General features: G+C 72.5%; 12 protein-coding genes. 4 read left to right on the top strand and 8 right to left on the bottom strand.

Annotation, left to right across the window (positions count from 1 at the left end):
* Together D7W82_RS17640 and D7W82_RS17635 are read left to right on the top strand one after the other, a co-directional pair.
* Positions 1-1,660: DUF6311 domain-containing protein (locus D7W82_RS17640; RefSeq protein ID WP_370451023.1), on the top strand; the 1,660-nt coding region annotated here is incomplete at its 5' end.
* 109 nt (positions 1,661-1,769) lie between these two features.
* Positions 1,770-2,537 (top strand): VOC family protein, encoded by a 768-nt coding sequence (locus D7W82_RS17635; RefSeq protein WP_158617686.1) that lies wholly within the window; start codon positions 1,770-1,772, stop codon positions 2,535-2,537.
* On the opposite strand, the gene larC is transcribed toward D7W82_RS17635, so the two are convergent.
* The 8 genes from larC to thiL all read right to left on the bottom strand — a co-directional run bounded on the left by larC (position 2,515) and on the right by thiL (position 10,947).
* Complete coding sequence (larC, locus tag D7W82_RS17630; protein ID WP_120619464.1) at positions 2,515-3,693, bottom strand: nickel pincer cofactor biosynthesis protein LarC; 1,179 nt, start codon at positions 3,691-3,693, stop codon at positions 2,515-2,517. The genes D7W82_RS17635 and larC overlap by 23 nt on opposite strands.
* A gap of 6 nt (positions 3,694-3,699) precedes the next feature.
* Entirely contained in the window at positions 3,700-4,452 is a 753-nt protein-coding gene (larB, locus tag D7W82_RS17625) for a nickel pincer cofactor biosynthesis protein LarB (protein WP_014400064.1), read from the bottom strand.
* A 44-nt stretch (positions 4,453-4,496) separates the two neighbouring features.
* Positions 4,497-5,087, bottom strand: coding sequence for a chemotaxis protein CheC (locus D7W82_RS17620; protein ID WP_120619463.1), 591 nt, complete (start codon positions 5,085-5,087; stop codon positions 4,497-4,499).
* Complete coding sequence (locus tag D7W82_RS17615) at positions 5,084-7,558, bottom strand: chemotaxis protein CheA (protein WP_120619462.1); 2,475 nt, start codon at positions 7,556-7,558, stop codon at positions 5,084-5,086. Before D7W82_RS17615 ends, D7W82_RS17620 begins: the two co-directional genes overlap by 4 nt.
* A gap of 68 nt (positions 7,559-7,626) precedes the next feature.
* Positions 7,627-7,995, bottom strand: coding sequence for a response regulator (locus tag D7W82_RS17610; RefSeq protein ID WP_014400067.1), 369 nt, complete (start codon positions 7,993-7,995; stop codon positions 7,627-7,629).
* A gap of 71 nt (positions 7,996-8,066) precedes the next feature.
* Positions 8,067-8,489 carry a chemotaxis protein CheW gene (locus D7W82_RS17605; protein WP_014400068.1) on the bottom strand — a complete coding sequence of 141 codons (423 nt, stop codon included), beginning with the start codon at positions 8,487-8,489 and terminating at the stop codon, positions 8,067-8,069.
* Positions 8,490-8,537: 48 nt separating this feature from the next.
* A complete protein-coding gene (locus tag D7W82_RS17600) occupies positions 8,538-9,911 on the bottom strand; it encodes a methyl-accepting chemotaxis protein (protein WP_120619461.1) in 1,374 nt (457 codons plus the stop codon).
* A gap of 64 nt (positions 9,912-9,975) precedes the next feature.
* Positions 9,976-10,947 (bottom strand): thiamine-phosphate kinase, encoded by a 972-nt coding sequence (gene thiL / locus D7W82_RS17595; RefSeq protein ID WP_120619470.1) that lies wholly within the window; start codon positions 10,945-10,947, stop codon positions 9,976-9,978.
* 140 nt (positions 10,948-11,087) lie between these two features.
* Here thiL and D7W82_RS17590 point away from each other — a divergent pair, with 140 nt between their 5' ends.
* Positions 11,088-12,221, top strand: a complete 1,134-nt coding sequence (locus D7W82_RS17590) for an aquaporin (protein ID WP_233587731.1) — start codon at positions 11,088-11,090, stop codon at positions 12,219-12,221.
* 80 nt (positions 12,222-12,301) lie between these two features.
* Positions 12,302-13,618: an MgtC/SapB family protein gene (locus tag D7W82_RS17585; protein ID WP_120619459.1), complete on the top strand. Its 1,317-nt coding sequence runs from the start codon at positions 12,302-12,304 to the stop codon at positions 13,616-13,618.
* Positions 13,619-13,620: the final 2 nt, after the last annotated feature.

Below are 13,620 nucleotides of genomic sequence, written 5' to 3'. Positions count from 1 at the left end.
GTCCACCTCCCACCGGGCCCTCGTCGTGGCGCGAGCGCTGGCGGTGCTCGGCGGGCTGGGCTGGTTCCTGTGGCTGGGCGGCGGGCCGGTGCTGCCGCCCACGCACATCGACTGGATGATGCGCGAGGACTGGGCCGCGCACATCTTCGGCTGGCTCTTCTTCCGCAACGCGGACTGGACGCTGCCCCTGGGTGCGGCGCCCAACCACTTCTACCCGTACGGCTCGTCGGTGGCGCTCACGGACGGCAACCCGTGGGCGGCGCTGCTCTTCAAGCCCCTGTCGCCGCTGTTGCCCGTGGACTTCCAGTACACCGGGCCGTGGCTGGCGCTGTGCTATGCGCTGATGGGGTACTTCGGCGCGCGGCTGGTGGAGACGGTGTCCCCGCGCCCGGTGCCCATGGTGCTGGGCGGCACGCTGCTGGCGCTGTCGCCGGTGATGGCGGCGCGCTTCGGCCACCCCACGCTGTGCGCGCACTGGCTGCTCCTGGCCCTGCTGTGGCTCAACCTGCGGGACATCCCGGACGCGCGCGCCGCGACGCGGAGCCTGGGCCTGGCGGCCCTCTTCAACGCCATCGCGGCAGGCACCCACCCGTACTGGGTGGCCATGTTGATGCCGCTGACGCTGGCGCTCGGGGTGCGGCTCGCCTGGAGCCGGAAACTCGGCCCCGCGCGCGTCGCGGCGCTGTGCGGGGGCATCGCGGCGCTGGACGTGGGGCTGTTCGCCCTCTTCGGCTACTTCGGCGGCGGCGGGCTGGGCGCGGAGGGCTTCGGGGACTTCTCCGCGGACCTGGCCACGCTGGTGAACCCCATGGGTTGGGGGCGCCTGTTGCCGGACCTGCCCGCCGCGCCCCGACAGGGCGAGGGCTTCGGCTACCTGGGCGCGGGGGCGCTGCTGCTCGGCGTCGTGGCCTGCGTGAGCCTCTTCGCGCGCAGGCGGGAGGCGCGCACGCTGGACTGGCGCAGGGTGCTGCCCGTGGCGCTGGTGGTGCTGCTCATGGCCGTCTACGCGCTGTCGTCTCGCGTGACGTGGCTGGGCCAGCCGGTGGCGGACCTGGGCGCGCTGTACGCGCCGCTCGTGAAGGCGACGAACGCGTTCCGCGCGTCCGGCCGCTTCATCTGGCCGCTGCACTACCTGCTCGTCGTGGGCGCGGTGCTGGTGGTGGCGCGCCTGTGGCGCGGCGTGCCCGCGGTGACGGTGGCCGCGCTGACGGTGGCGCTGGCGCTCCAGGCGTACGACGTGCGCGAGGAGAAGAGCGCCCTCTTCAAGCCCGTGCGCTTCCACCGCCTGAAGTCCCCGGAGTGGGACGCGCTGAAGGGCTCCTACCAACACCTGGCCCTCTTCCCGCCGCAGGTGCAGTGGGTGTGCCGCTACGACGAGCCGCTGGTGAACGCGCTGGCGTATCAGGCATACCGGCTGAAGCTGACGTTCAACAGCGGCTACGCGTCGCGCACGCCGGAGGCGCTGGCCGCGGAGTGCCGCGCGCCCCTGCCCGCGGGAGGCCTGGACGCGAGCACCGCGTACGTGGTGCTGCCGCCGCACGTGCAGCCCTTCCTCGACGCGGGCGCGCGCTGCGGGCTCGTGGAGGACCTGCCGGTGTGCGTGGTGGGGAGCAACACGGATGCGTTCGCGCAGGGGCTCGCGAGGCAGCCCCGCCGCTGACGCGAAGTGGCACTGAAAATCCTTTCAGTCCGCTTCCGCTCCGCTGTTACCTTGCAGGTAGCCCCGGTTTCCCGCCGGGCGCACTGCGAGGGGAGCGACGATGCCTGCGATGACGAAGCACGCTGCGGGGACGGTGTCCTGGGTGGACCTGATGGCCTGGGACCTGGCGAAGGCCCAGGACTTCTACGGAGCGCTGTTCGGCTGGACGTTCGACCCTACGTCCAAGGAGAACGGCTACTACACGATGGCCCGTAAGAACGGCCAGCACGTGGCGGCGCTGATACCGCGCCCCAGCGACGCGCCGTTCCCTCCCATCTGGAACACCTACTTCGCCGTGGAGAGCGTGGACCGCTCCGTCGCCCGTTTGAAGGAGCTGGGTGGCAAGGTGGTGATGGAGCCCATGGACGTCATGGAGGCGGGGCGCATGGCCTTCTGTGCTGACAACACCGGCGCGCCCTTCGGCTTCTGGCAGCCGAACCTGTTCCACGGCGCGGCCCTGGTGAACGAGCCCGGCGCCGTGGCCTGGTTCGAGGCCAAGACGCGCGACGGCGCCAGGGCCGTGGCCTTCTACAAGGACCTCTTCGGCATGACGGCGGACAAGATGCCGGATGACCGGATGCAGTACTGGGTCCTGAAGCAAGGCGGCACCGAGGCGGCCGGCGTGATGCAGCTCGACGACAAGACGCCCGCCGAGGTGCCGGCCCACTGGATGGTCACCTTCGCCGTGGCCAACACCGACGAGGCCGCGGCCACCGTCTCCGCCAAGGGAGGCAAGGTGCTCATGCAACCGTTCGATTCACCCTACGGCCGCATCGCCATCGTGGCCGACCCCGGCGGCGCGGCCTTCGGCGTCATCACCCTGGCCCGGCCGGCGTAAGGGCCGCCATCGCGGCGGCCATCACCTGCTTCACCGGCACGCCGGCCGCACGGGCCAGCCGGACGCAGTCGTCGAACTCCGGGTGCGCGTTGAGCACCCGGCCGTCCCGCAGGCCGCGCTTCACGCGGACCCGGCCCCAGGGCGTGTCCACCTCCACGAAGTCGCGCTCCAGCGCGTGGCGCTCCACCCGGTGGTAGCGCACGCCCAGCGACGTGGACTCGCGCAACAGCGCGTCCACCACCGCCTCGCGCAGGCCGCCCTCCACCAGCGCGCCCAGCAGGTGCGCCGGCCGGCCCTTCTTCATCACCACCGGGGACACCCACGCGTCCTTCGCGCCCACCTCCAGGAGCCGCTCCACCAGGTGCGCCAGCAGCTGCGGCGTGGCGTCATCCAGGTTCGCCTCCACCACCCACAGCCCTTCGGTGGCCTGCGTCTCCACGCGGCCCAGCGACGCGCGCAGCACGTTGGGCCGGTCGCGGAAGTCCTTCGTCCCCACGCCGTAGCCCACCTTCTCCACGATGAAGTCCGGCGGGTGGCCAATCCTCGTCAGCACCTTGAGCAGCGCCGCGCCCGTGGGCGTCGTCAACTCGCCCACGCCCTCGAAGCGCACGGGCACGTCGCGCAGGAGCTCCAGCGTCGCGGGCACGGGGATGGGCATCTGGCCGTGCGCCACGCGGATGGTGCCGCTGCCCAGGGGCGGCGGCGCGGCGTGCACCTCCGGGTCGCCCAAGAGCTCCAGCACCACGGCGGCGCCGCAGATGTCCACGATGGAGTCCACCGCGCCCACCTCGTGGAAGTGGATGGCGTCGATGGACACGCCGTGCACCTTCGCCTCGGCCTCGCCGATGGCTCGGAACACCGCCAGGGCCCGTGCCTTCGCGCGCTCCGGCAGCGTGGGCGCGGCTTCAATCAGCTGGCGGATGTCCGCGTAGGCGCGGTGCGGGTGCGCCTCCTTCGCGTCCAGCACCACGTCCAGGTGCGTGCCGCTGATGGCGTGGCGCACCGCGCGCGACACCGCCAGCTTCCAGCCCGGCACGTTGAGGCCGGACAGCGCCTGCGCGATCGCGTCCGGAGACACGCCCAGGTCGATGCCCGCCGCCAGGAACATGTCCCCGGCGATGCCGCCCACGGGCTCCAGGTAGAGGATGCGCCGCATGGCCTGTCAGCTCCGTCCCTTGGTGCGGGAGATGAGCGCCGCGTAGAAGCCGCCGCCGAACCCGTTGTCGATGTTCATGGTGGCCACGTTGGAGGCGCACGAGTTCACCATCGAGAGCAGCGCGGAGATGCCCCCGAGGTTCGCGCCGTAGCCCACCGACGTGGGCACCGCCACCACCGGGATGCCCACGAGTCCGCCCAGCGCGGACGCGAGCGCGCCCTCCATGCCCGCCACCGCCACGGCGACGTGGCACTCCTGGATCTCCTCACGCCGGCGCAGGAGCCGGTGGATGCCCGCAACGCCCACGTCGTAGACGCGCCGCACGTCCGCCCCCATGGCCTGCGCGGTGAGCGCCGCCTCCTCCGCCACGGGGATGTCGCTGGTGCCGCCCGTCACGATGGCGACGCGGCCCGCCTTCACCTTGCGCTGGGCCAGATGGAAGATGCGCGCCACCGGGTGGTACTCGCCCTTGGGGAAGCGCGCCACCAGGGCCTCCGCCTTGTCCGGCTGCAGCCGCGTCACCAGCACCGTCTGCTTGCGCTCCACCAGCGCGCCGACGATGCCCAGCAGCTGCTCCACCGTCTTGGGCTCCCCCAGCACCACCTCCGGGAAGCCGAACCGCAGGTTGCGGTGCGTGTCCACCGTCGCGTAGCCCAGCTCGGCGTACGGCAGGTCCTTCAGCTTGCCCACCGCGTCGTCCAGGCTGACCTTGCCCGTCTTCACCTGGCCCAGCAGGGCCCTGAGCGCCTTCTCGTCCATGGGCGAGCGGTCTACCCCAGCCGCCCCCGCGCCTCCAGGCGGACCTAGAGGCCCAGCCGGGACAAGAGCGCCTGGGCGCTCCCGCGCTCCAGCACCAACACCATCTGTCCGCCCAGCGGCGTGGGCCCGGACGCGGAGAAGCGCGCCGCCAGCACCACGCCCGGCCCCGGCTCCACGTCGCCCAGCACGCCCGCCAGCACCGGGCGCACGGGCCCGCGCTGGAGGTGGGGCACGGAGGGCAACAGCCGCCAGCCCGTCAACCGCCCGATGGCGGACAGGCACGCGCTGGCGAGGATGTTCGCGGCCTCCGCCAGGGCGCTCTCGCGCTCCTCGGGGGAGGCGGGGTGGCCGCGCACCAGCGCGGACTCCAGCGCCTCCGCGTCCACGGACGGCAGCGCCAGCACCAGCGCGCCGCGCAGCTCTCCCGTCATGCCCAGGCGCACGGCGACGGCGGGGGCGTCGTCCGCGAAGAGCGCGGGGCCATGGACCGCGTCCGTGACGCGCACTTCCGGGACGGACAGGTCCACGCGGCCACCCACCAGCCGGGCCAGGGCGTTGGCGCCATGTCCACAGCCGATGTTGGCCACCTCGCGCAGGGCGTCGAGCTGCGCGTCACTGGGCAGGGGGGGGCTCACGCGGTCAGTAACCTCGGGACGTCCAGGATGAACACGGGACGACCGCTGCCCAGGATGGTCACGCCGGACAATCCCGGCAGCAAGTCCAGGGGGCGGGACAAGGGTTTGAGCACGACTTCCTCCTGCCCCAGGAGGCGATCCACCGCCAGCGCCACCTTGCCGGTGCCGGCGTCGCCCTCCATCACCACGAAGGGCCGGTAGCCGGGCTTCGGCGTCGCGGGCACGCCCAGGAGCGCCTCCAGCGCGTGCACAGGCAGCAGGCCGTTGCCGTGCGGCAGCAGCGCCGTCTCACGGCTCCTGCTCAGGGCCTGTGGATCCGCCTCCGTGGCGCCCACCACCTTGGCGATGGGCAGGCCGAACACCTCCTCGCCCACTTCGACGAGGAGCAGGTGCACCACGGCGACGGTGAGCGGCAGGCGCAGCGTGAAGGTCGTGCCCCGGCCGCGCTCGCTGTCGATTTCGAGCGTGCCGCCCACGCTCTCCACCACGCGCTTCACCGCGTCCATGCCCACGCCGCGGCCGGAGATGTCGGTGATGTCCTTGGCGGTGGAGACGCCCGGCAGGCACGACAGGAGGAACGCGTCGCGGTCCGCCATGCGGTGGGCGGCGTCCTCGGTGATGAGCCCGCGCTTGAGCGCGGAGGCCTTGAGCTTCGCGGGGTCCATGCCCCGGCCGTCGTCCTCGATGTCGATGATGACGCGGTCGCGGGCGCGGCGCACCGTGACGGTGACCCGGCCGCGCGCGGACTTCTTCGCGGCCGCCCGCTCCTCCGGGGACTCCAGGCCGTGGTCGATGCAGTTGCGGAGCAGGTGCAGCAGCGGGTCGGCCAGCTCGTCGAGGATGGCGCGGTCGAGCTCGATTTCGGCGCCGGTGATGACCAGCTCCACCTCGCGCTCCTTGCGGCGGGCCAGGTCGCGCGCGGCGCGGGGCAGCCGGTCGGTGATGAGCGACAGCGGCGTCATGCGCGCGCTCATCACCTTGTCGTGCAGGTCCTTCACCAGCGTGTGCAGCCGGTAGACGCCCTCCTCCAGCGCGGGGCGCGTGTTCTCCGGCAGCACCTTGCCCACTTCGCGCAGGCGCGCGGTGGCGAGCATCAGCTCCCCCACCGTGTCGAGGAAGTAGTCGAGCAGCTCCGTGCGCACCCGCACCGTGCGGGAGCCCGCGTCCGCGGTGGCGCGCGCCGGGTCCGACGCGGGCGCGACGACGGGGAGCACGGGCGGCTCCGGGACGGAGGGAGCGACGGAGACGACCTCCACCTCCGCCACGTTGCGCAGGGCCGCCTGGATGCCGGCGTCGCCCACGCCGGTCTCCAGGTCCACCTGGATGTAGCCGTCCGGGATGCGGCCGGCCTTGAGCTCCTCCAGAGGGGGCCTCAGGTCCACCAGCGTGCCCAGGGAGGACAGCCGCTTGTGCACGAGGAACGCGCGCACGCCGGGCACCTGACAGGTGGGGGAGATGCGCAGGCGCACCGACCAGCGGGGAGAACCGGCCTTGCCGTCCACGACGCTGGTCACGGCCTTGAGCCCGGAGGCCAGCGCCACCACGGAGGCGGACGGGTCGTTCTCCGGCACCACCGCCAGGGACCGCGCGCCCGGGGCGCCGTAGAGGGCCTCCGGGCCGCTCAGGTCGCGAGGCGGCATCAGCGTGGCCGGCGGCATCACCGCCAGGGCGGAGGGCGCCGCCGCACCGGAAGCACCCGGACCGGCTGTTCCCGAGGCCGCCGCACCGCCGGGGGTCCCCGAACCGGAGGCCTCCGGGGTCGAAGGCCTGGGCTCACCCGACGCGGAGGTCCCCGAGCCCGACGCCGTGGAGGCTCCCGGCGTCCCCGAACCCTGCGCACCGGCTCCCGAGGACTCCGCCGCGCTGCCCGCGGTCCCCGCGCCCGAGGCACCGGCCCCGGAGGCCCCGGCCGCGCCACCCGGCGTCCCCGAACCCGGCGCGGGCCCGGAGGAGCCGCCCGGCGACCCCGAACCCGAGGCACCCGAAGGACCCTCCCCGCCTCCCGAGCCCTCCCCGTCGTCTCCAGACGGGGTCGCGGGCTTGAGCACGTTGACGTGGGCCACGCGGGTCGCGGCGGGGGCGTGGCCGGTGAGCGACTGCACACGGGTGCCCAGCTGCTTGAGCAACCCTTCCGCCTGCTCCGGTTCGCGGTTGGCCGAGACGGCGCGCACCTGGGCCGTGAGCGTGTCCGTGGCGTTCAGCAGCAGGTCCACCAGGTCCCGGTCCAGGAGCTTGCGGTCCTGCCGCACCGCGTCCACCAGGTCCTCCACCCGGTGCGCCAGCATCGCGATGGGCTCGAAGCCCATGGACGACGCCATGCCCTTCACCGAGTGGGCGTGCCGGAACATCGAGTCCACGGTGCTGGCGGTGGCCTCGCGCTCCAGCTCCACGAGGTCCCGCCCGAGCGCCTCCAGGTGCTCGGTGGCCTCCGAGATGAAGAGGCCCAGGTACCGGGACATGTCCATCGTCATGACCCGGCACCTCCTTCACAGGCGCTCAGGGCCGCGACCCGGGCGGGAGCGGCCCCTTGCGCGCCGATTCAGGCCTCGCCCAGCACCTTCTTGACGACCGCCAGCACGTCCTCCGCCCGGAACGGCTTGACGATGAAGTCCGAGGCACCCGCCTCGATGGCCTCCATCACCAGGCTCTCCTGTCCGAGCGCCGAGCACATGATGACGACCGCGCTGCTGTCGGCCTTGATGATTTCCCGCGTGGCCTCGATGCCACTCTTGAAGGGCATCACGATGTCCATCGTCGTGAGGTCCGGCTTCAACTCCTTGAACTTCTCCACGGCCTCCAGGCCGTTGGCCGCCTCACCGACGACCTCGAACCCTCCAGACGCAAAGATGTCCTTGATCATGTTGCGCATGAAGATGGCGTCGTCGACGACCAGCACCCGCTTAGCCATGTGAAGAACTCCGCCTCCGTTTCAGGCCTAGAGGGAGCGCACCCTATCACCGGCCGTTTCCGGGGGGCTACTCACTTGGAGGGAGTGAACAAGGCAACGACCGCCGCATCAAGTCCTTCCGGATCCAGCACGGTCACTCCCAGACCGCCCAGGCGGGCAACGCCGCGAACCGCGGGCATGACCTTGCCCGGCGCGGCGCTGACGCGCTCCACCGCCTCGATACCGTCCACGTCCGTCACCAGGAGGCCCAAATCCCTGCGACCCCGGTCCAGTAGCACGACACGGCACAGGGGCGTGGGACCTTCTGGCAGGTGGAGCAGTTGGCGCAGCTCCACCACCGTCACCACCCGGCCCCGCAGGTTCATCACCCCGGTGATGGCGGCCGGGGCCCGGGGTACACGGGTGTAGCGCTCCGGGGGGACCACGACCTCCCGGACGGCCGACAAGGGCAACCCGTAGCGTTCCTTCTCGACCCGGAAGATGACGTGCCGCACGGTGAAGGCCCTGGTGCCGGAAGGCGGCTGAAGGCGGGGGATGGGGGCTCAGGGCCCCAGGCGGAAGCTGCGCACCACGCTCTGCAGCTCCACGGAGAGGTTGGTCAGCTCGCTCGCCAGCGACGTCATCCGCGACACCGCGGCCGTCTGCTCCTGGATGACGGCCTGGATGGCCTCCGTGGAGCTGGCGTTGTTCTTCGCCACGAGCTTGATCTCCTCGATGGCCTTCACCATCTCCTCGCTGCCCTTCATCTGGTCGCGGGTGCTGTCGGAGATGAGCGTCACCTTCTCCGCGCCCTTGCGGGCGGTGTCGGTGATGGCCCCCATGGAGCGCATGATGTCGGTGAGGTCCTCACGGCCCTCCGCCAGCTCCGCGATGCCCTCCTTCATGGCGCTGACGACGGAGGTGGACTGGCCGGAGATGTCGCGCGCCAGGCGGGAAATCTGCTCCGCGGAGCGGCCGGCGCTCTCCGCCAGCTTGCGCACTTCATCCGCCACCACCGCGAAGCCGCGGCCGTACTCGCCCGCGCGCGCCGCTTCGATGGTGGCGTTGAGGGCCAGGAGGTTCGTCTGCTGCGCCACCTGGGTGATGGCGTCGACGATCTTCGAAATCTCCTGCGTCTTCTCGCCGAAGGCGAACACCTGCTGGCTGGCGGACTCGATGCGGTTGAAGACCTTCTTCACCTTGTCGCCCGCGAGCCGCGCCGCCTTGGAGCCGTCCTCCGCGCTGCTGCTGGTCTCCGCGGACGTGCGGGCCGCGTCCAGGGCGCTGGCCGCCGTGCGCTGGATGCTGCCGGCCATCTCCGTGATGACCTTGGAGGCCTGCGACACCAGCTGCGACTGGGTCTCCGCGCCGCTGGCGATCTTCTCCATCGACGAGCCCACCTCCTCCGTGGACCCGTTGACGTTCTCCGCGCTGCGCTGAAGGTCGATGGCGGTGTCCGCCACGCTCTTGGCGGTGTCCTGGATCTTGCCCACCAGCTCGCGCAGGTTCTCCTGCATGCGGGAGATGGCGCCCGTCAGCTCGTCGATTTCGTCGCGGGTGCTGTGCACCTCCGCGGCCACGGGCTTGGACAGGTCGCCCTGCGAGATTTCGAAGGCGGAGCGGCTGAGCACCTTCACGCGGGTGACGCGCGCCAGCAGCGACGGCAGGAACGCGGCGCCGCCGAAGGTGATGAGCACGCCCACGCCCACGCGGATGATGAAGGCCCAGCGGCCCCAGGACGCGTCGAAGAGGCTCTCCGTGCAGAGCAGCCACGTGCCCAGCAGCAGGCCCAGCAGGATGTAGCCGGTGGTGATCTTCCGGTGCAGGGACTGCTCGCGAACCGCCTTGGGGCCCTCGACAGCGCGCAGCAGTCGCTGCACCGGCTCGCGTCGGGGGGTGAGGCCAGAGGAGGGGTCGTCGCGAAGGGGGCGGCGCACGGAGTGCTTTCAGCGGGAGGGGCGGAAAACAGCCCAGGGGTTTAGCCTTGCTGTCCGGTACGGGTCAATCATCCGGCCGGATCTGCCTGCCTGTCCGGGCGAAGTGATCGAATCCCGCTGGAGGGGTCAGAACATGCCCCCCTGCGTCCCGGATTCGCAACGTCCGCTCCCGGGTGAGCACTCCCACGCGCGTCACCTCCTGCCCGGCGCGGGCACACGCGCGCTCGAACGCCTGCATGCGTGAAGGTGGGACGGCGAGCAGCAGCTCGTAGTCCTCCCCTCCCCGCAGGGCCCCCTCCGGCCCCAGCGCCGCGCGCACCGCGGGTGACAGGGGCAGCCGGTCCAGCTCCAGCTCCACGCCCACCCGGGACGCGGCGCACAGGTGGCCCAGGTCCTGCGCCAGCCCATCCGACACGTCCATCCCGGCGGAGGCGAAGCGCGCGGCCAGCTTCCCCAGGGCGATGCGGGGCTCGGGGCGGCGCTGGCGTCTCACGGCCGCGCTCCGATGGATACCGGGGACGCCTGCCTGGAGCTGCTGGAGCCCCAGGCGCGCGTCGCCCAGCGTGCCGGAGACATAGAGGAGGTCTCCGGGCCGGGCGCCCGCGCGGGTGATGGGAGCACGGGACAGCTCCCCGGTGACGGTGAGGGTGACGGACACCTCGCGCGCGGAGGTGAAGTTGCCGCCCACGAGCATGATGCGGTGGGCCTTCGCGAGCGCGGCCATGCCCCGGCCCAGGGCGGACAGCTCGCGGGCGGGGAAGTCCCGGGGCAGCGCGAGCGCGCAGACGAACCAGCGCGGCGTGGCGCCCATGGCGGCCAGGTCCGACAGGTTCACCGCGAGCGCCTTGTGGCCGATGTCCGCGGCGGAGAACGCCGCGCGGGTGAAGTGCACGTCCTCCACCACGGCGTCGGTGGTGACGCACAGCGCGCCCTTGAACGGAGCGAGCACGGCGCAGTCGTCTCCCGGGCCCACCGGCACCCGCGCGCGGGGGAAGCAGGCGAGGAAGCGTTGGATGAGGTCGAACTCGCCGGGCATGGCGGCATTGAAGACCACGCTCGCGGCGGGGGACGCAATGACGACCCGCGAACGGGCGGGCGGATTCGTGGCGTGCCGCGAGGGCCGGAGCGGGCGCGTGGCGTTGACGGTGTCGGACCGCCCAGGCATAGGACTGAGGAGTGCCCTCTTCCGCCACATCCATGGACCTGCGCCGCCGGCTGGTGACGGAAGCGCTGGGCTGCGGGCTGCTGGTGGTGGCGCTGGAGGGGTCGCACCACGTCGCGGAGCACCTGGGCGCGAGCGCCACCGAGGGACGCCTCTTCATGTCCCTGTCCTGCGGCGCGGTGCTGGCGTGCCTCTTGTGGGTGCTGCGGCCGCTGTCGGGCGCGCATCTGAATCCGGCGCTCACCTTCGCGGACGCGCTGGGGGACCGCATGCCCTGGCGCGAGGTGCCGCTGTACGCGCTGGCGCAGCTGTCCGGCAGCCTGGTGGGGCGGCTCATCGCGCACCGCATGTGCAATGAGCCGCTGCTGCTCACCGCGAGGATGCCCGCGGCGGACGGGGCGCGGTTCCTCACGGAGATGGTGGCCACGTTCGGGCTGCTGGTGGTGGTGCGGGGCTGCGTGCGCACGCGCCCGTCGGCGACGCCGCTGGCCATCGCGGGGTACGTGGCGGCGACGGTGTGGTTCACGGACTCGCGCTCGCTGGCGAACCCGGCGCTGGTGCTGGCGCGCGCGGCCAGCGCCCACGTGGGCGTGATGAGCCCGTGGGAGGTGGAGTCCTTCGTCGCGGCGCAGCTGTTGGGCGCGGCGCTGGCGGTGTTCCTCTTCCGGTGGCTGCTGGGCGGCACGCCGAAGCCCGCCGCCACGCCCGTGGAGACCGTCGTCTTCGAGTGCGCGGAAGCAGGGCCCGCGCACCTGGCCGCTGCCCTCTTCAACACGCTGGCGCACCCGGACCGGGCGCGCGCGGTGGTGGCGCCGCCGCCGGGCTCGGGGCTGGATGACGGGCCGCCGCCCGCCGTGGAGGCGCTGATGCGGGAGGCGAGCCTGCGCGCCGCGCCGACGCGCGACCGGAGCGTGCCCGCCTCGCACTACGTCCTCATCGACGTCGCGGGCAATGCCCCAGGCATGGATGCGCGCGTGCGCGAGCGCTGGTCGCTGCCCGCGCTGTCATTGAAGGACGAGGCCGGAGTGAAGGCGTTGCAGGCGGCGCTGCGGTCCCGGCTGCACCCGCTGCTCGCGCGCCAGGGCTGGGAGCGGCTGCACGTCGTCAGCGGCGGCCCCGCCCCCGAAGGCCCCCGCGCCCTCACCTGACGCGGGCTCCTTTCGCGTGACGGGATGCGGCGTTGACGTCCGCCCGGCAGGCGAGCAGAGAGATGGGAGAGGGATTTCGCATGATGGAAGGACTGCCACCCGTCGTCTCCTGGCCGCCACTGCAGACGCTGATGCGGCTGACGCTCGCGCTCGCGGTGGGGCTGTTCGTCGGGCTGGAGCGCGAGTGGCGTGGCAAGGAGGCCGGCCTGCGCACGTTCGGCTTCGCGGCGCTGCTGGGCGGCATGGGTGGCCTGCTGGGCCCGAGCTTCGCGCTGCTCAGCCTCGCGCTGCTGGGCGTGCTGCTGTGCTTCCTCAACTGGCAGTCCCTGCGCGCCAACGGCGGCGCGGAGCTGACCACGTCCGCCGCGCTGCTCGTCACGGGCTTCACCGGCGTGCTGTGCGGCCTGGGCCATACGGTGACGCCCGCGGCGGTGGGCGTGACGACGGCGGGCCTGCTCGCGTGGAAGGAGCGGATGGCCACCTTCAGCCACAAAATCACCGCGGAGGAGCTGCGCAGCGCCATCCTGCTGGCCATCCTCGCCTTCGCCATCTACCCGGTGCTGCCCGCGCAGCCGGTGGACCCGTGGGGCCTCATCGAGCCGCGCGCCGCGTGGGTGACCGTCATCCTCATCGCCGCCATCGGCTTCGTGAACTACCTGCTGTGGAAGATGTTCGGCACGCACGGCGTGGAGGTGACGGGGTTCCTGGGCGGGCTCGTCAACAGCACCGTCACCGTGGCGGAGCTGGCCAACCGCGTGCGCGAGACGTCCGGCCGCCTGCTCGACGTGGCGTACCGGGGCGTGATGCTGGCCACCGCCGCCATGGCGCTGCGCAACGCCGTGCTCCTGGGGCTGCTCTCCTTCCGCGCGCTGGTGGACTCCGCCATCCCGCTGGTCCTCATCCTCCTGTCCAGCACGGGCCTGGCGTTGGTGCGCTCGCGCGTGGAGGCCGCGCCCGGCGCCGAGCCTCCCGCCCTGCCCCTGAAGTCGCCCTTCTCGCTGCCGTCCGCGCTGAAGTTCGGCCTCATCTTCCTGGCGCTCCAGGTGGTGGGCACCGTGGGCCAGACGCTCTTGGGCCGCTGGGGCTTCTACGCGGTGAGCGCCGTGGGCGGCCTGGTGTCCAGCGCGTCCGCGGTGGCGTCCGCCGCGTCGCTGTGCGCCAACGGCACCATCTCCCCCACGACGGCCGGAGTGGGCGCCATCATCGCGTCGCTCGCCAGCGCCGCCATCAACTTCATCCTCGTGGCGCGCGTGTCGGAGCAGCGCTCGCTCACGCTGCGGCTGGGCCGCGCGCTCGGCGTGGTGATGCTGCTGGGGCTCGTGGGCGCGTTCGTGCAGACGCGGCTGCCGGAGTTCCTTCCGGACACCCCGGGGCTCATCGAGCCCCACCAGCCCTGACC

Source organism: Corallococcus sp. CA049B, from assembly GCF_003611685.1.
Lineage (GTDB): Bacteria > Myxococcota > Myxococcia > Myxococcales > Myxococcaceae > Corallococcus > Corallococcus coralloides.
This window is presented reverse-complemented; position numbering and strand designations above follow the sequence as displayed.

Coding starts and splice junctions, on each gene's coding strand:
- D7W82_RS17635 (WP_158617686.1), top strand. CDS start 1,770: ATGACGAAGCACGCTGCGGGGACGGTGTCCTGGGTGGACCTGATGGCC.
- larC (WP_120619464.1), bottom strand. CDS start 3,693: ATGCGGCGCATCCTCTACCTGGAGCCCGTGGGCGGCATCGCCGGGGAC.
- larB (WP_014400064.1), bottom strand. CDS start 4,452: ATGGACGAGAAGGCGCTCAGGGCCCTGCTGGGCCAGGTGAAGACGGGC.
- D7W82_RS17615 (WP_120619462.1), bottom strand. CDS start 7,558: ATGACGATGGACATGTCCCGGTACCTGGGCCTCTTCATCTCGGAGGCC.
- D7W82_RS17610 (WP_014400067.1), bottom strand. CDS start 7,995: ATGGCTAAGCGGGTGCTGGTCGTCGACGACGCCATCTTCATGCGCAAC.
- thiL (WP_120619470.1), bottom strand. CDS start 10,947: ATGCCCGGCGAGTTCGACCTCATCCAACGCTTCCTCGCCTGCTTCCCC.
- D7W82_RS17585 (WP_120619459.1), top strand. CDS start 12,302: ATGATGGAAGGACTGCCACCCGTCGTCTCCTGGCCGCCACTGCAGACG.